22 protein-coding genes and 2 riboswitches are annotated in these 25,656 nt (G+C 57.5%); of the genes, 13 read left to right on the forward strand and 9 right to left on the reverse strand.

What is annotated here, in order from left to right:
• Positions 1 to 587: 587 nt before the first annotated feature.
• The 4 genes from ACUNV4_RS21300 to nanR form a co-directional block, all read right to left on the reverse strand.
• A complete protein-coding gene (locus ACUNV4_RS21300; RefSeq protein WP_430880639.1) occupies positions 588 to 1,607 on the reverse strand; it encodes a hypothetical protein in 1,020 nt (339 codons plus the stop codon).
• A 286-nt stretch (positions 1,608 to 1,893) separates the two neighbouring features.
• Positions 1,894 to 2,505: a flavin reductase family protein gene (locus tag ACUNV4_RS21305; protein WP_430880640.1), complete on the reverse strand. Its 612-nt coding sequence runs from the start codon at positions 2,503 to 2,505 to the stop codon at positions 1,894 to 1,896.
• Between the two features lie 66 nt (positions 2,506 to 2,571).
• On the reverse strand, positions 2,572 to 3,594 hold the full coding sequence (locus tag ACUNV4_RS21310; protein ID WP_430880641.1) for a Gfo/Idh/MocA family protein: 1,023 nt from the start codon (positions 3,592 to 3,594) through the stop codon (positions 2,572 to 2,574).
• A gap of 10 nt (positions 3,595 to 3,604) precedes the next feature.
• Positions 3,605 to 4,372: a transcriptional regulator NanR gene (gene nanR / locus ACUNV4_RS21315; RefSeq protein ID WP_430880642.1), complete on the reverse strand. Its 768-nt coding sequence runs from the start codon at positions 4,370 to 4,372 to the stop codon at positions 3,605 to 3,607.
• 129 nt (positions 4,373 to 4,501) lie between these two features.
• Here nanR and ACUNV4_RS21320 point away from each other — a divergent pair, with 129 nt between their 5' ends.
• From ACUNV4_RS21320 to ACUNV4_RS21360, 9 genes are all read left to right on the forward strand, one after another.
• Positions 4,502 to 6,463 carry a hypothetical protein gene (locus ACUNV4_RS21320; RefSeq protein ID WP_430880643.1) on the forward strand — a complete coding sequence of 654 codons (1,962 nt, stop codon included), beginning with the start codon at positions 4,502 to 4,504 and terminating at the stop codon, positions 6,461 to 6,463.
• The gene (locus ACUNV4_RS21325; protein WP_430880644.1) at positions 6,463 to 7,707 is read left to right on the forward strand and encodes a ribulose-bisphosphate carboxylase large subunit family protein; all 1,245 of its coding nucleotides are present in this window, start codon (positions 6,463 to 6,465) and stop codon (positions 7,705 to 7,707) included. Before ACUNV4_RS21320 ends, ACUNV4_RS21325 begins: the two co-directional genes overlap by 1 nt.
• On the forward strand, positions 7,704 to 9,086 hold the full coding sequence (locus ACUNV4_RS21330; protein ID WP_430880645.1) for a four-carbon acid sugar kinase family protein: 1,383 nt from the start codon (positions 7,704 to 7,706) through the stop codon (positions 9,084 to 9,086). Before ACUNV4_RS21325 ends, ACUNV4_RS21330 begins: the two co-directional genes overlap by 4 nt.
• A 29-nt stretch (positions 9,087 to 9,115) precedes the next feature.
• The gene (locus ACUNV4_RS21335) at positions 9,116 to 9,952 is read left to right on the forward strand and encodes a phosphogluconate dehydrogenase C-terminal domain-containing protein (protein ID WP_430880646.1); all 837 of its coding nucleotides are present in this window, start codon (positions 9,116 to 9,118) and stop codon (positions 9,950 to 9,952) included.
• Between the two features lie 34 nt (positions 9,953 to 9,986).
• Entirely contained in the window at positions 9,987 to 11,450 is a 1,464-nt protein-coding gene (locus ACUNV4_RS21340) for an extracellular solute-binding protein (protein WP_430880647.1), read from the forward strand.
• A gap of 122 nt (positions 11,451 to 11,572) precedes the next feature.
• Positions 11,573 to 12,454, forward strand: coding sequence for a carbohydrate ABC transporter permease (locus ACUNV4_RS21345; protein WP_430880648.1), 882 nt, complete (start codon positions 11,573 to 11,575; stop codon positions 12,452 to 12,454).
• Complete coding sequence (locus ACUNV4_RS21350) at positions 12,451 to 13,278, forward strand: carbohydrate ABC transporter permease (protein WP_430880649.1); 828 nt, start codon at positions 12,451 to 12,453, stop codon at positions 13,276 to 13,278. The genes ACUNV4_RS21345 and ACUNV4_RS21350 overlap by 4 nt, the downstream gene beginning before the upstream one ends.
• A gap of 5 nt (positions 13,279 to 13,283) precedes the next feature.
• Positions 13,284 to 14,339, forward strand: coding sequence for an ABC transporter ATP-binding protein (locus ACUNV4_RS21355; RefSeq protein ID WP_430880650.1), 1,056 nt, complete (start codon positions 13,284 to 13,286; stop codon positions 14,337 to 14,339).
• 70 nt (positions 14,340 to 14,409) lie between these two features.
• Positions 14,410 to 15,057, forward strand: coding sequence for a class I SAM-dependent DNA methyltransferase (locus tag ACUNV4_RS21360; RefSeq protein WP_430880651.1), 648 nt, complete (start codon positions 14,410 to 14,412; stop codon positions 15,055 to 15,057).
• 11 nt (positions 15,058 to 15,068) lie between these two features.
• Here the strand turns inward: ACUNV4_RS21360 and ACUNV4_RS21365 are convergent, their stop codons facing one another.
• The gene (locus ACUNV4_RS21365; RefSeq protein WP_430880652.1) at positions 15,069 to 16,712 is read right to left on the reverse strand and encodes an alpha-D-glucose phosphate-specific phosphoglucomutase; all 1,644 of its coding nucleotides are present in this window, start codon (positions 16,710 to 16,712) and stop codon (positions 15,069 to 15,071) included.
• A gap of 146 nt (positions 16,713 to 16,858) precedes the next feature.
• Here ACUNV4_RS21365 and ACUNV4_RS21370 point away from each other — a divergent pair, with 146 nt between their 5' ends.
• The 3 genes from ACUNV4_RS21370 (at position 16,859) to rluF (ending at position 19,959) form a co-directional block, all read left to right on the forward strand.
• Entirely contained in the window at positions 16,859 to 17,911 is a 1,053-nt protein-coding gene (locus tag ACUNV4_RS21370) for a TauD/TfdA family dioxygenase (protein WP_430880653.1), read from the forward strand.
• Between the two features lie 263 nt (positions 17,912 to 18,174).
• Positions 18,175 to 19,224, forward strand: a complete 1,050-nt coding sequence (gene tdh / locus ACUNV4_RS21375; protein WP_430880654.1) for an L-threonine 3-dehydrogenase — start codon at positions 18,175 to 18,177, stop codon at positions 19,222 to 19,224.
• A gap of 6 nt (positions 19,225 to 19,230) precedes the next feature.
• A complete protein-coding gene (gene rluF, locus ACUNV4_RS21380; protein ID WP_430880655.1) occupies positions 19,231 to 19,959 on the forward strand; it encodes a 23S rRNA pseudouridine(2604) synthase RluF in 729 nt (242 codons plus the stop codon).
• Between the two features lie 23 nt (positions 19,960 to 19,982).
• Here the strand turns inward: rluF and ACUNV4_RS21385 are convergent, their stop codons facing one another.
• From ACUNV4_RS21385 to ACUNV4_RS21395, 3 genes are all read right to left on the reverse strand, one after another.
• Positions 19,983 to 20,435 carry a GNAT family N-acetyltransferase gene (locus ACUNV4_RS21385; protein WP_430880656.1) on the reverse strand — a complete coding sequence of 151 codons (453 nt, stop codon included), beginning with the start codon at positions 20,433 to 20,435 and terminating at the stop codon, positions 19,983 to 19,985.
• A 234-nt stretch (positions 20,436 to 20,669) separates the two neighbouring features.
• Positions 20,670 to 21,956, reverse strand: coding sequence for an LLM class flavin-dependent oxidoreductase (locus tag ACUNV4_RS21390; protein ID WP_430880657.1), 1,287 nt, complete (start codon positions 21,954 to 21,956; stop codon positions 20,670 to 20,672).
• Between the two features lie 29 nt (positions 21,957 to 21,985).
• A complete protein-coding gene (locus ACUNV4_RS21395; protein WP_430880658.1) occupies positions 21,986 to 22,759 on the reverse strand; it encodes a 3-oxoacyl-ACP reductase in 774 nt (257 codons plus the stop codon).
• A gap of 48 nt (positions 22,760 to 22,807) precedes the next feature.
• Positions 22,808 to 22,904: riboswitch (TPP riboswitch) on the reverse strand.
• 80 nt (positions 22,905 to 22,984) lie between these two features.
• Positions 22,985 to 23,096, forward strand: a riboswitch (TPP riboswitch).
• Between the two features lie 96 nt (positions 23,097 to 23,192).
• Between ACUNV4_RS21395 and ACUNV4_RS21400 the strand changes: the two genes are divergently transcribed.
• Positions 23,193 to 24,632 (forward strand): sodium:solute symporter family transporter, encoded by a 1,440-nt coding sequence (locus tag ACUNV4_RS21400; RefSeq protein ID WP_430880659.1) that lies wholly within the window; start codon positions 23,193 to 23,195, stop codon positions 24,630 to 24,632.
• Positions 24,633 to 24,727: 95 nt separating this feature from the next.
• On the opposite strand, the gene ACUNV4_RS21405 is transcribed toward ACUNV4_RS21400, so the two are convergent.
• Positions 24,728 to 25,615 (reverse strand): prenyltransferase, encoded by an 888-nt coding sequence (locus ACUNV4_RS21405; RefSeq protein WP_430880660.1) that lies wholly within the window; start codon positions 25,613 to 25,615, stop codon positions 24,728 to 24,730.
• Positions 25,616 to 25,656: the final 41 nt, after the last annotated feature.

Consider the following 25,656-nt stretch of genomic DNA (forward strand, 5'->3'; position numbering starts at 1 on the left):
GAGTGCCTGTGTTGTCATCACGAGCCCCTGCTGACTGCTGACTGCTGACTGCTGACTGCTGACTGCTGACTGCTGACTGCTGACGAATCTTACCGACCTGGACAGAGCTTGTGCTCACTGGTTCCGCTCATTATCGTAATGCCGGCCGATCGTCATGTGAGCGTTGAAACCCTCGTCCATGAAGCAGAACAAGCCTGTCAGTGTGAAACGCTCGATCCGATCGACAGGCAGCCATCTGAACAGCACCTTTCGAAGACTCCCCCATCCATGGTGAACATGTCTAGGAAGAACCTTGCCAGTTCTGGATGTCGGGGCTGGCAACGAGTGTTCTCGGCGCTGCAATGGTGGTATATATTATGGACGATAACTCAGAAAACCCATTGCACCACCTGTGACAATCCGGTCATGCGAATCCACTGCAGCTGTTGCATGGCACGCTTGTCCAGACGCTCATCACCCTACGATATGGAATCAAACCAATCGCCAGCCCAGCCCATTGGTCACAGCCAACTTCACTGTGGTGACCGATGAATGCAATCGAGCATCCTGCATCTGTCACTCCGGTGACCTGTGTATAACGAGGTGAGCTAAAGCTCAACAAAATGTCGACGTGCAGCTTCACCGAACCTTGCGCGATCCTCCTCTGAGTAATGCTGATCCAATTCCGCACCAAACAACAGCCCGAGTAGATCTGAACTTTGCTTGATCTTCTCGCATACCATGGGGTCCGACCCGCTTCTGCATGCAATATGGCCCTCGGAGATCAACTGGAGCGCAAGAAACGGGTCTTTTGATGCCACAGTGTCGCGGACTGCCATGTCAACTCCCGAAATCTCACCTTCCACGGCCGCTTTCAGCTTGTAGCGCTGAAGCAGCGGGGATCTGCCCGAGCCGTTCATCGAAACCCTGCTGGAGCTGACTTGAAATCTCGTCCCAAGGTTGTCGTTTTCTGCCGTTTGTTCAATGTCTGCAAGCAACTTCGAGGCACCTTCAAGGGCCGCGGCACGGGAAGCACTGTTTCCCAAATGCAACCAGGAGATGTCGATCATCGACTCCAGCCAACGTTCTTTTGAAGGCGCATCCATGGAAAAATAGTCGCCATAAAGCATGTCAAGAACGTCTTTTTGATGGCTCGAAGAGAATCCAATGAATTTCAGAGAGAAAATGTCTTCTCTCGCTATTTCATTAGTTCGTTCTTCGAAATCATCAATGATAGTGCGAAGTGTTTCGGCGTCGATTTCTGTGTACAGAGTCGATATGGCAAACTCCATCTCTGCCAGCTTTCTCGTTGTTACAGCGAGATCATGAATTCGCTTGACAGCGTCCTGGCACACTGGACTTCGACGCAATGCAAGCGTATCAGCATCAATGCAGCCAAGTACCTCATCACGAAGGCGATCAAAATCGCTCGTATTCTTCATTTCACTGTCACCGGCGACTATAGTCGTCTCCTTATTGATAATTTGCGCCGCAGGCTCGGTCATTTCATTCGCCTTGTTACGTTCGGTGTCAGTTGAAGCAACTGGAGAGACTTCTACAGAACGCTCCTTGACCAAGCCTGAGTCCGGATCTGAGTTTGGTTGAATGAACTCGTCCTCAGAGATCATCGAGTGATACACCAAGGTGACAGCGCACGCCAACCCGGCGCATGAAAGCATACCAAGTCTCGTCATCCTCCACTCCTGTACGGCAAATACTTTTACACTTCACAGTTTTCCATGCAGCTCATGCTGTTGCAGAGAGTCAGCCCGGTCCTATCGCAGCCAATCGGCCAACAATGTAGAGCATAAAACAGGAAGGGCCGATTCTTATCAGGTCAGACCTTATCAAACCTCGTATGTTCAGATTGATCAAGAGCACCAGCCTTGGCTTGTTTCTGCACCATACCTGCGCCTAGTCATCCTCCAGTACCGGACGTTTCATGCTGAAGGTCTCTTCGGTAACCGCGTAATCCATATACCCCAGGCGAGCCAGTGGGCGCATGCCCGCAGTATCGAGCCGGCCGTCAACGATCACCTCATCCGCTATGTGGATGCCGACCACCTCACCGAATATCACCTCCGACCCCACCTTCTTGCCGTCACGCGCTATCAGTGGCACTACCTTGTTCAAAATGCATTCCAGCGCCACAGGAGAAGCGGCAACGCGAGGCACGGATACATTGCGGCAAGCAGCCTTGGCAAGACCGGTTCGTTCGAATTCATCCACCTCGGCATTGAACGGCGCCGATGACTGATTGACTTCGTCCTGCAGATTGGCAACCGCCATATTGACCACGAATTCGCCGGTGGCCTCGATATTCTCCTGACTATCCTTGCGGCCAGTTGACGAGAACATGACAAACGGCGGCATGGCCGATACCGCGTTGAAATAGCTGTAAGGAGCAAGGTTCGCCACTCCCGAAGGACTCAGGCTGGATATCCAGCCAATGGGACGTGGCACTACCAGTGCGGTCCACGGGTTACGGGCGAGACCGTGTGATTCGCTTCTCGGGTCGTAGAACATGTATGTTTCAATCTTGGCAGACAGCAGGACGGTAGCGCCGATGACGGCTCACAGGCACTTTCACAGTTACAACTCTGACAATATAACCGTTCTGCCCTCTCGCGCAGAGATATATGCCGCTTCCACCAGAGCCAGAGTCCCGAGATTGTCCTCCCCGGAGGTCTCCGGCTGGCGGCCTTCGGCGATACAGCTGGCGAAGTCCTGCTGGATCGCAACGACGCTTTCCTGGATGTTGTGCCAGGGGCGCTCCGCCCACCCCAGCAATGGTGGTTCGACATTCGATCGCTGTTCTGTACCAGCACTCTGAATGCTCAGCTGATAACCGGCATCGAGTCTCAGGCTACCCAGCTCACCATCGATTTCAAGCAGAGTCTCGGGGAAGGTCTCTACCTTGCGCCGGCTTGCGTAGGAACAATCCACGATGCTCGTGGCACCACTGTCATGTGATAGCAGAATCGTGGCGACATCCTCGCCTTTGATATTCTGATTGATACGCTGTGTTGTTGCAGACAATCGCGCAACATCCCCCATCAGCGCGCGGGTAATATCCAGTACATGAATACCCAGGTCCTGAATGATGAAGCGTTCGTCTTCGGCCAGATACGGCTGACCCGAATAGACATCGTACCCTGAACGGAAGCTGGCACGGCAGAAGAACGGCGTACCGATGGTGCCCTCCCGTACCACTCTGATGACAGCACGAATCGCGGCTTGCCAGCGAAAGTTCTCATGCACCATGAACACCTTGCCCGTCCTCTCGACCGCGCGAACCATCGCACGTGCATCGTCCAGAGAATCGGCCAGCGGCTTCTGACAAATGACATGCATACGCTCGCTGGCAGCCAGTTCAACCAATGGCCGATGAGAAGAGACCGTCGTGGCTATATCGACAAAGTCGAGTGACTCGGCGGCAAGCATCTGCGCGGCATCGGTATAGCGAGCCTGGATACCGAAGGCATCACCCACCTCTGCCAGTCGTCGTTCATCCTGATCACAGATTGCCGAGATTCCGGCACCCTCAACCTCTCGCCATCCGTGCAGCTGATTTATCGCAAAGAAGCCACAACCAATCAAACCACCTTCAAGCATATGTCCCCCTTCAACCTTCAGTAACCAGATGACGATAGAGCGAATTGGCCCTGGTCAGATGAATCCTCATGGCGGTTTCTGCGGCATCCGCATCACGAGAACGAATGGCGGCCACGATGGAAGCATGTTCTGACAGGGTCAGATTTTCAGCGCCAGGCAAGCGCACCAGTTCCTGATGAAACTCGGCAAGCCACTCGATCAAAGCCTGACTCAGGTTGGCAAAAATGGCATTACCCGTCATGGCTGCAATTTCTCGATGAAACAGCGCATCCTGTTTCAGAAACTCTTCCGAGTTGTTCAATGCTTGCGTATGTGCCTGATAACGCAACTCGAGCTGCTCTATGGCCGTGTCAGAGGCCCGCTGGGTGGCCAGGCGTACCATCTGCAGCTCGAACAGGAGCCGAGCCTCCTTGAGTTCGTCCAGACTTTCACTGCTGCTGCGAAGAATGCCACTGGTGGTCAATGACACCGCCTGCATGACATTGGAAAAACTTGGCGTGGCCACACTCGCCCGTTCTCCCTGCGTCAGGCTGATGAGGCCGATGTTCGCCATGTTCTGCAAGGCTTCACGCACCGCTGGCCGACCGACACCATAGCGGGCCATCAGGTCACGCTCGGATGGCAACTTGTCACCGGGTGCCAGGCCGTCTGCCTTGATGAGATCAACCAGCCGGTCCATGACCTCCTCATACAGACGCCTCTTCCGTATCTGTTCTGGTGCTCGTTGCTTCACGGTCGTCGAGTTTTCCTGCCTGGTTATGAAGAAGGTGTTTGACATGCGGCCGCCCGTCCGCGCCAGTCATTCGAACTGCAAAAGTTCTGGAGTACTTGGGATACATAGTATACCATCGAATCAGCAGTCACCGTTCCACCGTGTCAATCCCCTTCCGGGACAGAGGAGGCAGCCATGACCGTGCCGGACCCACTTCTGATGTGTTTTGGTACCTCGGAGGTCATTCCGTCGCCGCAGAGCATGGTGGTTGGGCATATGTCCTTCTGCGTCGACATCGATGGCCTTCGCAATCTCTGCTGGAAAGGACGCGAAGTCATACGGGCCATCTCCTGGCCAGTTCGCGATGAAGACTGGGGAACGATGCGCCCGACACTCATCAGCGAGAAAACTGAGCAGTCCGCAAGCAACTTGCACCATCAGTTGCATTTTCAAGTCGGGAAGGGTGCACTGGACTGCCAGGTATCCATCCGTTGCCAGGGCGATGGTGTCCTGCAAGCCAGCATCGAGATGCAGGCACCTGAAGACTTCGCAACCAATCGCGCAGGCTTTACGGTTCTGCACCCGATCACCGACCTTGCCGGGAGCCAACTGCAAGTCACTCATTCCGATGGGTCTGTCGAGAACACGCACTTTCCAGACCGGATTTCACCTGATCAGCCAGTGTCCGACATCGCCGGCCTGCACCATCAACTGCACGGTATCGACATCGATATCCGCTTCGACGGAGAGGTATTCGAGATGGAGGACCAGCGCAATTGGTCCGATGCCTCATTCAAGACGTACTGTGTACCGCTGGTTCAGCCTTTCACCTACATCATCAAAGCCGACTCGACGCTCAGACAATCCATTCGCGTGAAACTGTCGGGAGGTGACGCCAGCAGCCACGCCAGCACTGACGCCACTCGTATGTCACTGACGCAACTGCACGGGTGTGCGCCACAGATCGGACTTGCCAGCGACCCGCAATGGCTCGTGACGCCAGATACTCAGGCACTGATAGCGCGTTGCGCCGTGCAGTATATTCTCGCCAGGCTCGTACTGACAGACGAATCCAGGCTGACATTGCCGCACTCCTGGATCGAAAGCGACGAACTGGAGATCGATCTGGAAATCGTTCTTGGCAAGGATACGCCATTGACCGAATTGACAAGACTGGCTGGGCAGCTCGAAAAATCGACTATCCAGCCGAGCCATGTCGTTGCCTTGCCGGAGCCCTATCTGGCCAGTCATCAGCCTGTGGGACCCTGGCCGGAGGGGCCGACACCCCACGAGACACTGAAAGCGACGATGGCAGCCTTTCCGGATACCGCCATCGGCTGTGGTGTTCTGACGAATTTCACCGAGCTCAACCGTTGCCCACCCGAGGACTCATCAGGCGCCTATGTGACCTACGGCAACACCGCCATCGTGCACGCCGCGGACGATGTCTCGGTCATGCAGACACTGGAGGCCCTGCCGCAGATATTCGCCAGTGCCGAAGCCTTGAGTCACTCCCTGCCGACACGACTCGGGCTCGTGTCACTCGGTGCGCGTACCAACCCTTATGGCTCGGCGCCAGCGGCCAACCCTGAGCAGAGCAGAAAGGCTCTGGCGCAAGCCGACCCGCGTCAACGCGGACTGTTTGCCGCCGCATGGGCGGTAGGTGTGTTGAGTGCCAGCAACGAACAGGCCATCGAGGCAATCACACTGGCCGCAGCGGCCGGCCCGTTCGGACTCGTGTGGCAACCACAGGCGTATCCGCAACCCTGGTTCGATGACGAACCCGATGCTCGGCTGTTCCCCTTGTTTCATGTCATTCGCGCGGCTGCCGGCATGAGTGGTCACGGCAGAATCGCCGTCGACGGTTTACCAGCCGGCGCGGTTGCATACGGGGTGAGGACTGACGAGGAATTCCGACTACTGCTCGCCAACACCTCTTCCGCCCCACAGACCCTCACCCTGGACCGGGCCTGGCATATCCGGATTCTGGATAACCAGAGCTTTACCGAAGCAGCCAGAGACCCGGACTGGCTGATGAACACCTCGGCTCAGTACCGCGATTCGCTGAACCTGCAGTCCCTTGCCATCGCCGTGCTGACACGTTCCCTCAATCCGACCGACTCATCACCCGACTCATCACCCGGGCAGGACAACTGATGCGCATCGAAGCCGACTACCTCATCGAAACTTCCGACGACCCGGTACGGGCTGCCGAGATCATGGCTGGCGAGCAGTCCTCCGGCACCTTCATCGCGGTTCCGGGAGAAACACCCGAGCTCAAGGAACGCGCCGCTGCCCGGATAGAATCACTGGAGGTCATTGGCGAACTGAACGAGCCCTCGTTGCCGGGAGCCGTGCGCCGTAATGGCCCCATACGCAAGGCGGCTGTCACCCTGTCATGGCCGCTGGCGAATATCGGGCCTTCACTGCCCAATCTGCTGGCAACCATTACCGGCAATCTGTTCGAACTGAAGTCCTTCTCCGGCTTGCGTATCGTGGATGTGCGCTTGCCTGAGGAGTTCGCCCAAGTCTATTCCGGGCCACGTTTCGGCATCCCGGGTACACGCCAACTCACGGGCGTGCAGAATGGCCCGCTGCTCGGCACAATCATCAAGCCAAGCGTGGGCCTCGACGCACAAGGTACTGCGGCCATGGTGCAGCAGCTGGCCGAGGCAGGCATCGACTTCATCAAGGATGACGAGCTGCAATCGGATGGACCGGCCTGCCCGTTCGAGGAACGCGCTCGTGCCGTCATGGACGTGATCAATCGCCATGCCGATATCAGCGGCAAGAAGATCATGTACGCCTTCAATATCACCGGCGATCTGGATCAGATGCGGCGACGCCACGAGCTGATCGTCTCTCTGGGAGGCAGCTGCGTGATGGCCAGCCTGAACAGCGTTGGTCTGGTGGGCATGATCGAGCTGGGAAGGTTCTCCGAGTTACCCATTCATGCGCATCGCAATGGCTGGGGTTATCTGTCGCGCCACCCGTCATTGGGCTGGTCCTATGTGGCCTGGCAGAAAATCTGGCGGCTCGCCGGTGCCGATCACATGCATGTCAACGGCCTGCGCAACAAGTTCTGCGAGGATGACGACAGCGTGCTGGCCTCCGCTCGAGCCTGCCTGACACCCATGTTCGATAACAAGCCGTGTATCGCGATGCCGGTCTTCTCATCCGGCCAGTCCGCGGAACAGGTAGAGGATACCTACGCCGCCCTGGGCACCACCGACCTGATGTATCTGGCAGGCGGTGGCATTGCCGGGCATCCCATGGGCGTTGCAGCCGGAGTCAGCAGCTTGCGCCAGGCCTGGGAGGCCGCGACTTCCGGCGTATCCCTGGAGGACTATGCCCGGGAGAGGCCCGAGTTGGCCAGCGCACTGGACACCTACAGACAATGACAGGCGCCTCCCCATTAACCGATGGTCGGCTCCTTGCCTGGTATGGCGATGACTTCACCGGGGCGGCCGCCGTCATGGAAGTGCTGAGCTTCGCCGGGCTTGAATCCGTCCTATTCTTCGCACCTCCCACGCAGGATCAACTGAGCCGTTTTCCCCGCGCTCGCGGGATCGGGATTGCCGGTACGGCGCGAGCGCGCTCGCCTGCCTGGATGGAGGCCACACTGCCGTCCGTGTTCGGGGAAATGGCAAATTACGAGGCTGCGATCAATCACTACAAGGTCTGTTCGACGCTGGATTCCTCGCCGCAGACAGGCTCCATCGGTCGAGCCTGTGAACTGGCCATGCCCATACTCTCCGAACCCGATGACTGGCACGCCTGCCTGGTCGCCGCACCTGCCATGCAGCGATACCAGGCATTCGGCAATCTGTTCGCTGGCGTGTCAGGCACCGTCCACCGCCTCGATCGACACCCTGTCATGCGCCAGCACCCGGTGACACCGATGGACGAAGCCGATGTACGGCGTCATCTGGCGAAACAGACGCAGCTGCCGATCGGACTGGTATCCATCACCGAACTGAATGCCGGTCTGGCTCAGGCTGCCCTGCAATCCGAACGCGCATCGGGAGCTGCCATTGTCGCCCTTGACTGCATGGATGAGTCCTCGCTTGTCGAGGCCGGGCGACTGATCTGGGAAAACCGGGGCAAGCGGCATTTCTGCATCGGCTCACAGGGTATCGAATACGCACTGGTTGCCTATTGGCGCCAGGCGGGACTGCTGGAATCGGCAGCACCACCCGCGCACCCCGGACGGGTTGAACGCATGGCGGTAGTCTCCGGTTCCTGCTCGCCAATCACCTCCAATCAGATAGCTGTTGCCGCGACACAGGGCTTCGAATGCATTCGCATCGACCCGTCAAGAGCAGTGGATGCCTCAGCCTGGGAACAGGAACTGCAGCGCGTGGCGGCACTCGCCATGGATGCCTTCGGCAGAGGTCACGACCCGCTAGTATACACCAGTACCGGCCCTGAAGACCCGGCCAATGTGCGCTTCAATGAGGCGATAGACGCCGCCGGCCTGCCCGCTGATCAGGTCAATGAAGCAGTGGGTGAAGGGCTCGGCAGATTGCTGCAGGATCTGATCGAACAGGCAAGCCTGTCGCGTTGCGCCATTGCCGGCGGTGACACCTCCGGTCATGGCGTCTCCATGCTGGGGCTGTATGCGCTGACCGCTCTGGCACCGATCGCGACCGGTGCAGCCCTGTGCCAGGCCCATTCGGACAATCAGACGCTAGGCCATTTGCAGATCGCGCTCAAGGGCGGGCAGATGGGCGAGCCGGAATTCTTTCAACAAGTCAGAAATGGCGGTCTGACCGCTTGAACCACGACTTCATCCGTACGGGGAACACCATGAAGAAAATCGCGTTATTGGGAGCTGGCGGCAAGATGGGGGTCAGGCTTGCCAGGAACCTGGGGACCACAGACTTCGATGTGGATCATGTCGAGGTCTCAGAGGAAGGTCGCCAGCGCCTGAAGGAGGCTACCGGTGCCGATTGCGTCGAGCCGGGTCAGGCCGTGTCGCGCGCCGACATCGTGTTGCTGGCTGTCCCCGATCGCGCCATCGGTGATGTGGCACACAACATCATCGATCAGGTTCGACCCGGTACTTCTCTGGTGGTGCTCGATGCCGCAGCGCCGCAGGCCGGCAAGATGCCGGAGCGCAAGGATGTCACCTACTTCATCACCCACCCTTGCCACCCTTCGATCTTCAACTACGAAGATTCGCATGAAAAGCAGACAGATTTCTTCGGTGGTGTGGCCGCCAGGCAGCACATCGTATGTGCTCTGATGCAAGGGCCGGAAGAACACTATGCCCAGTGCGAAGCGGTGGCTCGTGCCATCTACGCGCCGGTGGAGCGGGCGCATCGGTGCACCGTGGAACAGATTGCCATCCTCGAACCCGCCCTGTCTGAGACCGTCGGAGCCACGATGTGCATGGCCTTGCGCGAAGCCACTGATCGAGCCGTATCGCTCGGCGTTCCACCGCAAGCCGCCAGAGACTTCATTCTCGGCCATCTCAACATCGAACTGGCGATTGCCTTCGAGGAGTTTCCCGAGGGCAAGTTCTCGGACGGCGCCTTGCTGGCAATCGACAATGCGAAGAGCGTGCTCTTCAAGGAGGACTGGCTGGACCAGGTATTCAATATGGACGCCATCAACAAGTCGGTAAACGATATCTGCAAATAAGGCCACGTTTCAACGTCAACCGTGGAGTAACAAGATGTGGAGTAGCGAAATCATGTACACCCAGTTTGTCAAGAACACCCGGCATATAGTGACGGCCAGTGCCGTCTGTCTCGGCCTGATCGGTAACGCGCATGCACAAAGTGCAGCCGACCAGGCGGTGGAGGCCGCCAAACAGTATTCAGGAGTCACCCTGAACGTCCTGTATGAAGCCGGGCTACAGCCGCTCGACCCGAAGAACTTTACCGGTCCACTCTGGGAGGAGCTTACCGGTATCAAGATCAACGTCATCGAGTCCCCGGTCGATCAGATGTTCACCAAGGCCATGCAGGATTATCGCTCCGGCTCGGGTGGTTATGATCTGCTCAATGTCATACCCAATCAGCTACCCGATCTGGCCATGTCCGGTGCTCTGGAGCCACTGGATGACTACGTTGACAAGTTCGGCTACCGGGAAGAGCTGCAAGGCATTGCCCCGGTATACCGCGACAACCAGATGACGGTGGAAGACCGGATCTACGCCTTGCCCGATGATGGCGATGTATTGATCCTCTACTACCGACGTGACCTGTTCGATGACCCCGCCAACCAGAGCGCGTTCCAGGAAAAATACGGCTACCCGCTGGCACCACCCACAACCTGGCAGCAGTTCTCCGAGATCGGTCAGTTCATGACCGACACCTACGCACCCGATACCTACGGCGCTGGATTGTTGCGCCAGCCGGGGAATGCGCAATACATGTTTCAGGAACGATTTCGGGTAGAGGGCGGTCAGTTCTTCGACCCGGACAGCATGGATGCCACCGTGAATTCCGATATCGGCGTGAAGGTTTTCAACGAAATGCGTGCCGAGAACAGCTGGATGCCACCTGGTGTCGAGCAATGGGGCTTCATCGAAGCCTTCAACGCCTTTCTGGCCGGTGACATTGCCATGACCATCTCCTGGCCGCCTGTTGGTCGCTGGGCCGCAGGTTATGGCAAGGGTACCGAAGCACTCAACTGGATTCCGGAGACGAAGGTGGCGGACAAGGTGGGTTATGCCTTACCCCCGGGTGGCACACCGGAGCTGGCCGTCGGGTTCTCCCTGGCCGTGGCTTCAGGTTCTGCGAACAAGGAGGCCGCCTATCTGTTCGCCCAATGGTTGAACAGCGAAGAGATCAGTCTGCAACGGGTGCAATTGCCCTATGCACTGCGCGACCCCTTCCGTACCAGTCACTTTGCCAGTGAGGAATATCGCTCACGCTGGTCCAATGCCGGTGAATATCTGGATGTACTGCAAAAGGGCGCCGAGACCGGCCTGCTCGATCTTTCCCTGTTGCAGACCGACCGCTATGAGGAAGCACTACGGCAGGCCATCAGTCGTCTCTGGTCGGGAGAAGATGCGAAGAAGATACTCGATGATCTGGCAGAGGACTGGGATCAACTGACTCAACGCATCGGTGTGGACAAGCAGAAGCGTGTCTACGCGGACTGGGCCAGCAAGCCCAATGCCTACCCCTGACATCGCATGGCCCATGCCGTGAATGTCTCGCTGTTCGTCACCCCGGAGCGAATGTGCTCCGGGGTCTGTGTACGGATGAACCCATACGGTGAACCTCTCTACCGAGGAGACGATACGACACGATGCTGAAGAGTCTGCTGGACAACGATCGTACATTTCGTTATCTGCTGGTGATCCCGGCGGTGTTCTTCATCCTGCTGATTGGCCTGTACCCGTTCATCAAGCTGGTCATCGCAAGCTTCCAGAACATCTCCCTGTTCGATGATGTGCGAAGCTTTCAGGGACTGCTCAACTATGAGCGCTTGCTATCCGACGACAGGCTCTGGCAATCACTGGTGCGCACCCTTGTGTTCACGGCAGTTGCCCTGCCCATCGAACTGGTTCTGGGCTATCTGCTGGCAGCACTGTTTCTCGAGAAGATCCCGTTCAAGGCAGTACTGATCTCGATCATTCTGCTGCCCACCATCATATCGCCCATTGTCGCCGGCGCCACCTGGCGGCTCATGCTCGACCAGCGATTCGGGCCGGTCAACCAGATCATCAGCTGGCTGGCCGGTACGGATGTCAAGTTGCTCTGGACTGTCAGCGCCAACCTGGTGTGGCCCGCCATCCTCATTGCCGAAGTCTGGCAGTGGACCCCCTTCATGTTCCTGTTGCTCTACGCGGCCTTGTCGAATGTCGATCGCGAACAGCTGGAAGCGGCACAGATAGACGGTGCATCCTGGTGGATGACCTTCCGACGCATCGTGTTGCCGGCCATCATGCCGGTCATGTTCATCGCCGTACTGATTCGGGCGCTGGATCTGTTCCGGGTGTTCGATCTGGTCTGGACCATGACCCAGGGTGGCCCCGGTACCGCCACCGAAACTCTGTCCATCTATGCTTACCAGATGGCCTTTCGCGAATTCGAGATATCCTACTCGGCCGCCATTGCCTTTCTCGTCATCGTGCTGTTGACCGTCTTCGTGGTCGCCGCCTTGCGCCGGGTGGAGGTGTCACGATGAATCGCCGAGACACGGGCTGGCGCCTGTGGCTACGCTTCGCCATCGCCCTGTGCGTCACGCTGATCTTTGCCTTTCCGGTGTACTGGCTGGTGGCCATCTCCTTCAAGTCTCCCGAGGAAGTCTATGCCTACCCCCCGGTCTGGTTTCCGCAGCAACTCGATGTTTCAAGCTACCTGACCCTGTTTCGCGATGGTGATGTCGTGGCGGTCTGGAATTCCCTGATAACAGCCGGTATCAGTACCGTACTGGCCATGCTGGTGGGCACCCTCGCCGCCTATTCCATCGTGCGCTTTCGTACCGGTGGAGATCATCTGTCCATCTGGATCATCTCGCAACGCATGATCCCGCCCATCTGCGTCGCCTTCCCCATCTTTCTGCTGTATGTGTCGTGGAATCTGGTGGATACCTATATGGGCCTGATCATGCTCTACACGGCATTCAACATTCCCTACGTCACCTGGATGATGCGTGGCTACATCCAGGACATACCGATCGAGCTTGAACAGAGCGCCATGATCGATGGTCTGACGCGCTGGCAGGTGCTGCGCAAGGTGGTCATGCCGATGGCGCGTGGCGGTCTCTTCGCTACTGCTGTCTTTACCTTCATTTTCGCCTGGAACGATTTCATCTTCGCCCTGATTCTCAGCAAGTCCGAGGTGGTGACCTATACGGTGAAGGTCACCGGTTACTTCGGCTCACAGTCCACCTTCTGGTCGAAGATCTCTGCGATGAGCGTGCTGGGCGTCCTACCGATGTTCGTGGTTGTTGCCACGATGCAGAAATTCATTGTTCGTGGCGTGTCCATGGGCGCCGTCAAGGGTTGACTTCAATGCCGAATCTACAGCTCGACAACATCATCAAGAACTATGGTGACCATCAGGCGGTCAAGGGCATTTCCATCGATGTGCCCGCCGGTGAGTTTCTGGTGCTGGTTGGTGCGTCGGGCTGCGGCAAGAGTACGCTGCTGCGCTGCATCGCGGGTCTGGAGGACATCTCACAGGGCACCATCACCCTCGGTGGGCGCGCCTTCAACGGACTGGCACCTCGCGAACGCAATATCGCCATGGTCTTCCAGAGCTATGCGCTCTACCCCTATCTGAGTGTCTACGAGAACATCGCCTTCGGACTGCGTGCCCGCAAGTTCGCCGAGCCCGAACTCGACAGACAGGTGCACTGGGCAGCCGATCTACTGGATATCACCCGCCTGCTGCAGAACACACCGCGGGAACTCTCCGGTGGCGAGCGGCAACGGGTCGCCATCGGTCGCGCGATCGTACGCGACGCCGACCTGTACCTGTTCGACGAACCGCTGTCGAACCTGGACGCCAAACTGCGCGATGGCATGCGCGAGGAAATCAAGCGTCTGCACGAGCGACTGGGCAAGACCTTCATCTACGTTACCCACGATCAGATCGAGGCAATGACGTTGGCCGAGCGTATCGTGCTGCTGCGTGATGGTCGTATCGAACAGGCGGGAGCGCCTCTGGCGTTGTTTGAACGGCCAATCAACCAGTACGTTGCAGGTTTTCTCGGCTCACCGCCGATGAACTTCATCGAAGTGACCATCGCCTCGGGCACCATGACACTGCCCGATGGACAGCAGCTGAGCATTCAGACCGATGTTGCCGATGGCAGCTACCACTGGGGCGTAAGACCGGAGCACTGGTCACATGTCGATAGTGGATTCGACACACTGCAGATCAGCCTCGAAGTCGTGCAGCCCACCGGCTCTCGCAGCTATGGCACCTTTCATCTGGCGGGCACCCACGTGGTTGCCGAGCTGGAGGCCCGGGCGCTGCAATGGAGCGGCAAACGCATTGCACTGACAGTCGATATGGCCAGCACGGCCTTGTTCGATACCCAGTCTGGAGACCGGGTTGGCTGATGTGTGCTAAGGCGGCTAGCCTCCCGAAGCCCCGAATCTCTGCAACCAATATCAATGGTATAAGGTAGCCATGATTGACCAGGAAACGATGAACTATTACAACACGAACGCCGCGCTCTACGGCAACCATGCGCCGGACCCTGCTGGTGATTTCGTGGCTTACCGGAGCCGGTTCATCCAAAGACTGAAACCTGGCTCTCGCATACTGGACCTGGGCTGCGGTGGAGGTCACGCCTCACAGGCATTTCTCGAAAACAGTCACGATGTCGTTGCCCTGGATGGTTCCGTAGAGCTGGCGAAAATTGCCGCACAACGGATCAACCGGGATGTCATCGTGAAGGACTTCTCCGATCTCGACTATCGGTCCGAGTTCGATGGGGTCTGGGCTGCTGCATCATTGACCCATGTATCACTCGACTGCCTCCAGGATGTTCTCGAGCGTGTTTGCCGGGCACTGCAACCGCAAGGATTGCTGTGTGCTTCCTTCAAATGTGCGGAAACAGACTGGCGAGATACAGAAGGTCGATTCTACAGCGCAATCAGGTCAGATACTCTGAGTCAATTTGCAAGACAGGCAGGATTGCAAGTCGAATCGATTGAGGTATCAGAAGGTCTGAGCTATCTGGGTACTCCTGCAAGCTGGGCATGGTTATTCGCCTATCGCCGCGATGATACGGTATCGCCACAAGTGAATCGTGGCGATCCCGGAATCCTGTGAAGGACTGCCCCTCAGGTAATGACGTCGGCCTTGGTGCGATCCGTGTAATGCGTGATCTTCGCCACATCCGAGGCGATACCCAGCAGGTCTGCCAGTGCCACCTGAGGGTCCAGATGATGATTATCCGGATTGCCTTCGTGGCGCTCGACATAGACACGCAAGGTTGCCCCTTCGGTACCGGTGCCTGACAAACGATACACGATGCGCGAGCCGCCACCGGGGCCGGCAAACAACAGCCGGATACCCTGATGGTTGCTCACACTGCCATCAACCGGATCGGAATAGCTGAAATCATCGGCCAGGTCGACTTCGTAGTTGCCAAAGCGCTGGCCCGCCATGTCATTCACCCGCCCACGAAGGTCCTCGATCATGGAATGAGCCCGGTCGCTGTCAACGCCTTCGTAATCATGCCGTGTATAGACGTTACGTCCGTACTGACTCCAGTGAGTACGCACCGTGGCCGCCACCGACTCCTTGCGAACGGCCAGCACGTTGAGCCAGAACAGAACAGCCCACAGACCATCTTTCTCGCGCACGTGATCGGAGCCGGTACCGAATGACTCTTCACCGCACAAGGTAATGCGCCCGGCATCCAGCAGATTGCCGAAGAATTTCCAGCCGGTGGGTGTTTCGAAACAGGGAATACCCATTTTCTCGGCAACCCGATCCACTGCGCGACTGGTGGGCATGGATCGCGCGACACCTGCCAGCCCCTTGGCATAACCCGGCACCTTCTGCGCATTGGCTGCCAGTATTGCCAGCGAATCCGATGGCGTCACGTAGAAGTCCTTGCCCAGAATCATGTTGCGATCGCCATCACCGTCGGAAGCCGCACCGAAGTCCGGTGCATTGTCCCCTTGCAACAGCGCCACCAGGTCGGCAGCATGCGCCAGGTTCGGGTCAGGGTGAGCCCCACCGAAATCCTCCAGCGGTTCGCCGCGCATCACCGTACCCGCAGGTGCGCCGAGACGCTGTTCCAGAATGGCCTTGGCGTAAGGACCGGTCACGGCATTCATGGCATCGAAACGCAGATTGAACTGCCCGGAATGAATGAGATCGTGCAATTGGTCGAAGTCGAACACTTGCTCCATCATGGCAGCGTAGTCCGCCACGGGGTCGACGATTTCCACATCCATGTCACCCAGACGCGTGGTGCCAGGCTTGTCCAGATCGACATCGGAGCCGGTAAGGATCAGGTAACGATCGATTGTCTGTGTCTTCTGGAAGATGGTTTCGGTGAGTTGCTCGGGTGCAGGACCACCATTGCCGGCGTTGTATTTGATCCCGAAATCCTCCTCCGGCCCGCCCGGATTGTGGCTGGCGGACAGAATGATGCCACCAAAGGCTTCGCGCTTGCGAATCATGCCGGAGGCCGCCGGTGTGGAAAGAATGCCACCCTTGCCGATCAGCACACGACCAAAACCATTGGCAGAGGCCATCTTGACGATGATCTGCAGAGCGTCGCGATTGAAGTATCGGCCATCACCACCGACGACCAGCGTCTTTCCCTTGAACCCTTCGAGAGTGTCAAAGATGGATTGGACAAAATTTTCCAGATAGTGGGGTTGCTGGAACACACGCACTTTCTTGCGCAATCCGGACGTACCAGGCTTCTGTCCGGCAAAGGGCTGGGTGGTAACGCTCGTGACGGTCATTGTTCACATCCTCCAATGGCTGGGTGTCGATCTCCTGGCAACCGGTCCTGGTCAGTGTGTTGCGCTGGAGGATTCCACGTTGATATGGAAGAATAGCAGCGTTCCGGGAATCAGTGAACCGGAGAAATCAACAACACCGGAGCCCCATGAGCCAGCCTGCATTACCCGACATCATCAACGGCCCTGCCGCCTGGACAGGTTCGCAGATGCAGGCCGCCCCCGATCAGTGGCTGGTGCATCTCTCTGCCACGGACATCGCGGAGCTGGAGACGGCCGCCACGCACTACCTCTCGCTTGGACAGGATATCGGCGACATCACGAAGACAGACTTTCCGTTGGACAATCTTGCGCACCATCTGCAGGCGCTGAGAGAGAAGCTGATTCATGGCATCGGTTTCGAGGTCATTCGAGGATTACCCAGCGACAGCTACTCTCAGGAAATGGCGGCAGCCATCTTCTGCGGTGTGGGTGCCCACCTGGGATCGGCGCGCTCTCAGAATGCGGCAGGGCATATCGTGGGACACGTGCGCAATGTCGGCGCCAACCCGAACGACCCCGATACCCGCATCTACCAGACCAGCGCGCGCCAGAGCTTTCATACCGACAGCGCCGATGTCGTCGGCCTTTTGTGCCTGCGTGAGGGTATGGAGGGTGGCGACTCACTGCTGGTCAGCGCCGAATCCATCTACAACCGGATGAAGGCCGAGCGCCCTGACCTGCTGGAAAGACTGTTCGATCCCATTGCCACCGACCGACGCGGCGAGATTCCGGACGGCATGCAACCGTTCATGACGATTCCACCACTGTCCTGGTACCAGGGCAAACTGACCGTGTTCTATCAGCGCCAGTATATCAATAGCGCTCAACGGTTCGACGATGCGATGCGCCTGACCCCGGAGCACATCGAGGCTCTCGACCTGTTCGACAGCCTGGCCAATGATGCGGATCTGCACCTGAGCATGCGTCTGCAGCCCGGCGACATGCAGTTCGTCTACAACCATGCACAGTTGCATGATCGTACGGCCTTCACCGATTGGCCCGATGCCGACAGACGTCGCCACCTGCTGCGTCTGTGGTTGTCGATCGAGGGGGATCGTGAATTGCCCGAGTGCTTCACGCAGCGTTACGGCAGTATCGAAGTCGGCAATCGGGGTGGGATCATCACCAGCGCCACGCGATTGCATGCACCGCTGGACTAGTGATCAGCCACGCTGATTCATGCCGGGCCCGCCTTGCCTGCCGAGCACTCAGCTGTCATCCTGCGACAAAACGATACTCTTCAGACAGTCGAGGTCGTACGCAGCCGCCTGAAAAACGTGTACGTTGCACACTTCGGTTTTCCGGATAGGCCTCCCTGGGCAAGACCGGATCCTTTACAGATGTCTGCGGCGCTTCGTCGCGAAGAACAGTACCATGCCATCGACGCATTCATCGACGGCGGTCGCCCAATGGAGTTCATGAAATGAGTAGTCGAAGCAGCAATCAAATGAAGGCGCTGGTGAAGGCCAGGCCCGAAGCCGGCATCTGGATGGAACAGGTACCCATTCCCGAGGCCGGCCCGCGTGATGTACTCATCAAGGTCAGAAAATCGGCCATCTGTGGTACCGATGTGCATATCTGGAAGTGGGATGAATGGTCAGCGAAGGTCGTACCGGTTCCCATGGTGGTCGGTCATGAATTCTGTGGCGAGATTGTCGACTGTGGCTCGGCAGCCACCAAATACCAGATCGGTCAGCGAGTCTCGGGCGAAGGCCATATCGTCTGTGGTGCCTGTCGCAACTGCCGTGCAGGACGTGGACATTTGTGCCGCAATACGCAAGGCGTGGGCGTCAACCGACCGGGCTCCTTTGCAGAGTATCTGTGCATCCCCGAGAGCAACGTCGTGCCGATCCCGGACGACATTCCCGATGAGATTGCCGCCATATTCGACCCCTTCGGCAACGCGGTACACACGGCACTGAGCTTCGATCTGGTTGGTGAGGATGTACTGGTGACTGGCGCCGGCCCTATCGGCATCATGGGCGCCCTGGTGGCGCAGAAAGTGGGGGCGCGCAAGACGGTCATCACCGATATCAGCCCCTATCGCATCGAGCTGGCCAAGCGACTGGGCGTTCAACATGTCGTCAACGCCGCCGAACAGAGCCTCTCGGATGTCATGGCCGAATTGGGCATGACCGAAGGCTTTGATGTGGGCCTGGAAATGTCAGGTGCCGCCCCGGCAATGCGCGATATGATCGACAAGATGAACAATGGCGGCAAGATTGCGCTGCTGGGCATCGCACCGACCGAGTTCGCAGTTGACTGGAACAAGATCATCTTCAAGATGCTCAACGTCAAGGGCATCTATGGTCGCGAGATGTTCGAAACCTGGTACAAGATGATTGCCCTGGTGCAATCGGGCCTGGATCTGAGCGAGCTGATCACCCACCGAATCTCCATTGATGACTACGAAGACGGTTTCGCCGCCATGATTTCGGGTGAGGCTGGCAAGGTGGTCATGGACTGGGGTTGAGCGTACATGGGCCCATGTCTGACCGGCACACAGGCGCTCCGCGAGACTCGTATCAACAAATACATCTGCGAAAGCGGGTTCTGCTCCAGAAAGGCGGCAGATGCCCATGTGCGACGCGGCGAGGTCTTCATCAACGGCGAGCGGGCGATGCTGGGCGACAAGGTCTCTGCCGGCGACACCGTGACACTCTCAGGCCGGACGATCGTGCCGCTCACTGCCGAACAGGTCGTTTTTCTGGCCTTCAACAAACCGGTCGGTGTGGTCTGCACCGCGGCGCAGACGGATCAGAGAAACATCGTGGATCTGGTTGCCCACACTTCCCGAGTATTTCCGGTAGGCAGACTCGACAAGGATTCTCAAGGCCTGATATTCCTGACCAATCGCTGCGATCTGGTAGACAAGATTCTGTCTGCCGACAACCGGCATGAAAAGGAATACCGGGTCACCGTGAACAGAAAGATCAGCGATGAGTTCATGGTCGGTATCAGCCGAGGCGTTCCCATGCTCGGTGTCGTCACGAAACGCTGCCACGTAGTCAGGGAATCCGACCACGTATTCAGAATCACCCTGGTGCAGGGATTGAACCGACAGATACGACGCATGTGCAGGTATTTCGACTATTCCGTCGAAAAACTCGAACGCATACGCATCATGCATATCACGCTGGACGAACTGCCACCGGGTCAGTGGCGCAACCTGACCGAGGACGAGTTATCGGTGTTCTCGAGCCTGTGATCGAGCCCTGATGACGCTACCGTTCATGGATATTCGAAAAGCATGTCCGGACACTTCTCTTCATTGCCAGCACCATCCGTGTATCGGATGGCCTTGAAACCATGGCGCTGATAAAAGCGGATTGCACCGTGGTTTTCCTGAAATGTCCACAAATGTATCGGGCGAGGCAACAGGCTCAAGGCATGTTCGAGAAGCTGACTACCGATACCCTGATTGACATGGCCCGGCGCCATGTAAAGCTGGTCGATCCATCCGATTCCGCCTGATTCCGATATAGCCAGAACCCCCACGTTCTCGTCATCGAGCTGTGCGACGACAACGCCACCTGACGGAATCAGGTTGTTGCCTACCCAGCGACGAACCGCATCAGGCGAATGGGCAGATGGGGCAAAGGGCAGATACGCAAGCCTTGCTGACACAAGAATGCGAGCGACACTCTCCGCATCACCTTCACTGGCTGATCTGAGTTGCAACATGTCCGATCTCCCAATCATATCGCCCGGCGCTCCGGCAGCTGCTTGCCGCTGACCGAACTTGCATGCTGTGCTGTACGGTCGGGACCGTCATACGCCGATACAAGGTTCGTCTCTTGCAAGGTTCGTCTCTTGCAAGGTTCGTCTCTTGCAAGGATGGTACCTGAACATGAAGCCCCTCTCGGAATCTGACACACCCCTGTAATCAGTCGGATGACAACCAACTTGGGCATCATTTCAGTTGCAGCCGGGCCTTGTCAACTCCAGATGATCTCGCAGTGTATGGCCCTTGTAATCACGGCGAAACAGACCACGTTGCTGCAGTAGAGGCACTACCTGATCCACGAAATCTTCAATGCCACCGGGCAATGACGGTGGCATCAGATTGAATCCGTCGGCCCCTTCGTTGCAGAACCAGAGCTCCATCTGATCAGCAATCGTTTCCGGCGTACCCACCAGGGTGCAATGACCACCACCTGCCGCGAGTCTTCCCAACAACTGACGCAGTGTCGGATTTTCGGTGTCAATGATGCGCAGTATGGTGCTGTAGCGTCCCTGCGGACCACTGAAATTCTCCAGTGATGGCAAGGGTGGCACTGGTGCGTCCAGCTCCCATTCGGAACAATCCTGGTCAATGAACAGGGCCAATTGGCGCAACGATGCGTCGGCAGGCAGCAATTCATCCAGTTCACGTTGTTTGGCTTTGGCCTCTTCCTCGGTTGCTGCCACGTAGGTAACCAGCCCTGGCATGATCGGCACATCCACCTTGCGGCCGGCAGCTTTCACCCGTCGCTTGATATCCCGATAATAGCTTTGCGCTGCAGGCAGATCATAGGCCACCGCATAGATTGCTTCTGCACGGCTGGCCGCCAGTGCCCTACCCTGTTCCGAGGCACCAGCCTGAAACAGTACCGGATGCCCTTGCAATGGGCGCGGTACGTTCAACGGACCATCAACGTGAAAGAATTCTCCCTGATGATTGATGGCACGCACCTTCCCGGGGTCGGCATAATGCCCCTGACGATCAAACAGCAAGGCGTCATCATCCCAGGAATCCCACAGGTCTGACACCGCCTGCACGAACTCCTCGGCGCGTCGGTAACGCTCGTCATGATCCGGCATTTTCCGGTAACCATGGTTGCGGGCTTCAGCGTCAAACATCGACGTAACCACGTTCCAGCCAATTCTGCCACCGGAGATATGATCCAGCGACGCCAGCAGGCGAGCGGCATGAAATGGCGTGTAGAAGGTGCTGGACACGGTGCTGATGAAGCCGATGCGATGAGTCGCCCGACTCATCGCGGCGATGGCAGTCAGTGGCTCCAGATACCACCAGCTGCCGTCCGACACATTACCCGCCGCCCCGCTGTCGGCGAAGAAAACGGCATCCAGCTTGCCGCGTTCGGCCACTTGCGCGAGAGCTTCGTAATAGCGAATATCACCCAATTGCTCTACCGAGGACTGTGGATGTCGCCAGGCGGCCCGGTGATGGCCGCAGCCCATCAGGAACAGATTGATATGCATCGTCCGCGTATGCGTTCGCCCGGTGCTCATCAGCCCTTCACCAGACCACCATCCACGACCAGGTTCTGCCCGGTCACCGAACGCGCCCAGGACGAGGCGAAGAACAAGGTGGCATCAGCGAATTCCGCCGGTGTGGTCACTCGCCGCAGGGGCGTGCTCGCCGCAATGAAGTCGAACACGGCCTCCGGGGTTGCTGCCGAGGCATCCGTGGTACGCAACAGACCGCCCGACACCATGTTCACGGTGATGTTGTCGGGCCCCAGATCCTGCGACAGCGTGCGAGTCAGTGACAACAAGGCTGCCTTGCCAGCGGTGTAGTCGTGATACGGCACTACGGGATTCTGGAACAGATTGGTTCCGACGTTCACGATACGACCAAAACCTGCCTCGCGCATGCCCGCCAGTGCTGACTGAGTCGTGTTAATGGCACCGCCGACAACTCCCGAGAATTGCTGGTTCATGTTTTCCCAGGTCAGCTGATCCACGTTCGGACGTGCATCGCCGTTGAATGTGAAGTCAGGCAAGGCATTGTTGATGACAGTTGTCACCGGTGTGCCGAAATGCTGTCGGGCCTGATCGAACATCGCCTGTACTGCGGCTCGCTCGCATACATCAGCCTGTACGGCGAGCGCATGCTCCGGGAATCTTTCTGCCAGGCGCCTGGCCGCATCAGAACTGCGATGATAGTTTATAACAACTCTGGCACCTTCTCGGAGAAAGGCAGCTACCAGGTGTTCACCCAGGCCACGGGCACCACCGGTAACCAGAACCAGTTGTTGATCAAGACGGAGAGACTGCTGCATGTAAACCTCAGGATTGAGGCGAAGGCATGAATGCACAGGTGTGGCGGCAGAGCCAGCGACTGACATCCCTTCGCCAGTATGAACTGGATCAGGTTCAACGGGTTTTTTCTCAGCCCTGCAAATCAGGACACCCCGTGTCGAGCGAAAACCATAGCACAACAACTGAGGAAAGATGTAGCGTCAATTGATAATCGTTGACAAGTGGACTTGAACTTCCTATTCTGCGCTCACTCCTGGGGGTGCCGTGGAAAGCGGCTGAGACACCACACTGTGTGTGTGGCAACCCTTTGAACCTGATCCGGATAATGCTGGCGAAGGGAAGGAACAAGGCTGCACCATGCATGCCTCCAGCCTCTTTCCCGTCTCCCTGCCTTGCCGGATGCCCGCCACCTGTGGCGAAACGTCAGCGCCGCTCAAGACAAGGAAGACAACCATGTTCAGCACCTCCACAGCCCTCATATGGCTGCTTGTATTCGCGGCACTGTTCGCCGTACCAGGCTTGCTCTATGCCCATCGCAAACAGGACAGACTGGACGACTATCTGGTGGCTCGCAACAGCCAGAGCAGCGCTGCCACACTGCTGACGTTGCTGGCCACGACCCTGGGCACATGGATTCTGTTCGGCCCGGCGCAGGCTGCCACCTGGGGAGGTATAGGCGCCATCACCGGCTATGCTCTGGGGGCTCTGGCGCCACGGCTGATCATGATCCCACTGGGCTGCCGTATCCGTGTTCTGATGCCCGAAGGCCATACCCTGACCGAGTTTGTACTCGCTCGCTACGGACGGGTGATGTATGGCTTCGTTTTGGTCATCATGGTCTTCTATCTCTTCATCAGTCTGAGCGCAGGGCTGACCGCCATTGCCAGGATGGTTGCCCTGCTGGCACCGGTACCCCTGTGGCTGACGGCCAGCATCGTCATGGGTGCAACACTGCTGTACACCCTGTATGGCGGGCTTCGGGTAACCATCTTCACCGACCGTCTTCAATTGCTTGTCATACTGCCCTTTCTGGCCTTGCTGATCGGCTTCGGTTGGCAAGCCAGCAATGGACTGACCCCTGCTTTGCAAGGCCTGCGGACAACAGCACCGCAACTACTCAACCCACTGGATATCAACGGCCTGAAATCCGGACTGACGTTTTTCATCGCAGTCGTTCTCACCGGACTTTTCTATCAAGGCACCTGGCAAAGAGTCTTTGCAGCGCGCGACAACCGTGTCATTCGCAACGGCTTCATTCTCAGCGGCCTGCTGAGCTTTCCCATCATCTTTATCATGGGCCTGTTCGGCCTTGCTTTCGTGGGCCTGGACTTGCCCGGTGATGGGTCTGTCGCCCTGTTCAGCGTTCTGCTGGCGGATGTGCCTCTGTGGTTCGCCATTGGCCTGCTGCCATTCGGGCTGGCCCTGATCATGAGCAGCGCAGATTCCACCATCAGCGGGCTGACCAGCATCATGGTAGTCGACCTGCACCGCTTGTTGCCTCAGATGAACAATCAGACCCTGCTGTCCTGGTCGCGCTGGCTGATCCTGCTGCTGTCCTTGCCGGTGTTGCTCGTAGCCGCTCAGGGCTACAGTGTGCTGTATCTGTTTCTATTGGCAGACCTGCTTTGCTGCGCAGCGGCGTTTCCGGTATTTTTCGGTTTGTTCAATGCTCGCTATCAAAGCACCAATGCAGCGCTCAGTACGTTCTGTGGTCTGGTGGCCGGGCTGGTGGTTTTCCCACTGCCCGGGGCACCTGTCACGAATCTGCTGGAATCGTTCCTGTTGGCATCACTGCTGCCGGTGGCGGTATCGCTGCTGTTATTGCGTCTACCCGTAAATTCGCTCTTCGATTTCACTTCGCTGGCGCAGCGAGTGCGAAAACTGGAAGGATAAAGAATTGCCAGCCTCATGATTCGGGAACGACTCCACGGTGACCTCGGCGGTGAAGCACATCAGCATGCGCAACAGCCATGGTTCATGCGTATTCGTCAGCCATGGATGATGCTGAAGCCCAGAAATACCGACGTCATGACCGTTGCCCAGACGTTCATCCCCAGGTACGGCAACAATCTGCCCAACGATGTTCCGTGCCTGGCAATACCGAAGAACACCATGACCGCGATCCCCATCGGAAAGAAGCACACGATACTCAACTCGGGAAATATTCCCGTCAGAATGCCCAGGACAATGACCCCACAAGTGGCCATGACGGTATTGCCATACAACAGGATGCCCTTGCGTTCGCCGTAGACAATGGGAAAATGTCGCCGACCGACACTTCTGTCCGCAGCGATATCAGGAAACTGGTTGAGCAGCAGGAGGTTGTTGGAAAGAAAAAACGGCACCAATGAGGCAATCCCTGCCTGGATCGAGTACTCGCCAGTGAGCACCACATGCGTTCCCATGACGATCAACGGACCGAAACCGATGCCCGGAGCCATCAGGCACAGCACAGGATGTCGGTTCAACCAGGGTGTGTAGGCCAGGATGATGAGAATACCGATGATCCCCAAAGGCAGTATCAGCAGACCCACACCGAATAGAAACCAGACACCAATGATGGCGGTAACCAGCAGACTGGATACCGCACCCATCAGTACTGCTGGTGCCGCCTGCGGATTGGCGATCAGGGCACCACTGCCGCCACTGAAAGGTGTCTTGATCGTCTTCGCATCCAGACCACTCTTGAAATCATGGTACTCGTTGAACATGTTCACGCTGACATGCGCAAGCAAGGCACCCATCAGTACCAGTAACAGATCCGAGTACGGGATTCGCAGGGAACTGGTCAATGCGGTGGCGTACCCCAGAAAGACACTGACGGGCGTCAGCACCAGAAAGGGAACCCGCATGGACCTGACAAGAGTGTGCAGCATACGACTGGCAAGCCTGAAGATATCGGAGCATGCAGGCATGC

It is taken from the genome of Granulosicoccus sp. 3-233, assembly GCF_052681095.1.

Excerpts from the sequence above, each read along its gene's own strand:
- tdh (WP_430880654.1), top strand. The coding sequence starts at position 18,175 with ATGAGTAGTCGAAGCAGCAATCAAATGAAGGCGCTGGTGAAGGCCAGG.
- rluF (WP_430880655.1), top strand. The coding sequence starts at position 19,231 with ATGGGCCCATGTCTGACCGGCACACAGGCGCTCCGCGAGACTCGTATC.
- ACUNV4_RS21365 (WP_430880652.1), bottom strand. The coding sequence starts at position 16,712 with ATGACCGTCACGAGCGTTACCACCCAGCCCTTTGCCGGACAGAAGCCT.
- ACUNV4_RS21320 (WP_430880643.1), top strand. The coding sequence starts at position 4,502 with ATGACCGTGCCGGACCCACTTCTGATGTGTTTTGGTACCTCGGAGGTC.
- ACUNV4_RS21300 (WP_430880639.1), bottom strand. The coding sequence starts at position 1,607 with ATGATCTCTGAGGACGAGTTCATTCAACCAAACTCAGATCCGGACTCA.
- ACUNV4_RS21405 (WP_430880660.1), bottom strand. The coding sequence starts at position 25,615 with ATGCTGCACACTCTTGTCAGGTCCATGCGGGTTCCCTTTCTGGTGCTG.
- ACUNV4_RS21400 (WP_430880659.1), top strand. The coding sequence starts at position 23,193 with ATGTTCAGCACCTCCACAGCCCTCATATGGCTGCTTGTATTCGCGGCA.
- ACUNV4_RS21305 (WP_430880640.1), bottom strand. The coding sequence starts at position 2,505 with ATGTTCTACGACCCGAGAAGCGAATCACACGGTCTCGCCCGTAACCCG.
- ACUNV4_RS21370 (WP_430880653.1), top strand. The coding sequence starts at position 16,859 with ATGAGCCAGCCTGCATTACCCGACATCATCAACGGCCCTGCCGCCTGG.
- ACUNV4_RS21345 (WP_430880648.1), top strand. The coding sequence starts at position 11,573 with ATGCTGAAGAGTCTGCTGGACAACGATCGTACATTTCGTTATCTGCTG.
- ACUNV4_RS21335 (WP_430880646.1), top strand. The coding sequence starts at position 9,116 with ATGAAGAAAATCGCGTTATTGGGAGCTGGCGGCAAGATGGGGGTCAGG.
- ACUNV4_RS21385 (WP_430880656.1), bottom strand. The coding sequence starts at position 20,435 with ATGTTGCAACTCAGATCAGCCAGTGAAGGTGATGCGGAGAGTGTCGCT.
- ACUNV4_RS21340 (WP_430880647.1), top strand. The coding sequence starts at position 9,987 with ATGTGGAGTAGCGAAATCATGTACACCCAGTTTGTCAAGAACACCCGG.
- ACUNV4_RS21390 (WP_430880657.1), bottom strand. The coding sequence starts at position 21,956 with ATGCATATCAATCTGTTCCTGATGGGCTGCGGCCATCACCGGGCCGCC.
- ACUNV4_RS21360 (WP_430880651.1), top strand. The coding sequence starts at position 14,410 with ATGATTGACCAGGAAACGATGAACTATTACAACACGAACGCCGCGCTC.
- ACUNV4_RS21350 (WP_430880649.1), top strand. The coding sequence starts at position 12,451 with ATGAATCGCCGAGACACGGGCTGGCGCCTGTGGCTACGCTTCGCCATC.
- ACUNV4_RS21355 (WP_430880650.1), top strand. The coding sequence starts at position 13,284 with ATGCCGAATCTACAGCTCGACAACATCATCAAGAACTATGGTGACCAT.
- ACUNV4_RS21325 (WP_430880644.1), top strand. The coding sequence starts at position 6,463 with ATGCGCATCGAAGCCGACTACCTCATCGAAACTTCCGACGACCCGGTA.
- ACUNV4_RS21310 (WP_430880641.1), bottom strand. The coding sequence starts at position 3,594 with ATGCTTGAAGGTGGTTTGATTGGTTGTGGCTTCTTTGCGATAAATCAG.
- nanR (WP_430880642.1), bottom strand. The coding sequence starts at position 4,372 with ATGTCAAACACCTTCTTCATAACCAGGCAGGAAAACTCGACGACCGTG.
- ACUNV4_RS21330 (WP_430880645.1), top strand. The coding sequence starts at position 7,704 with ATGACAGGCGCCTCCCCATTAACCGATGGTCGGCTCCTTGCCTGGTAT.
- ACUNV4_RS21395 (WP_430880658.1), bottom strand. The coding sequence starts at position 22,759 with ATGCAGCAGTCTCTCCGTCTTGATCAACAACTGGTTCTGGTTACCGGT.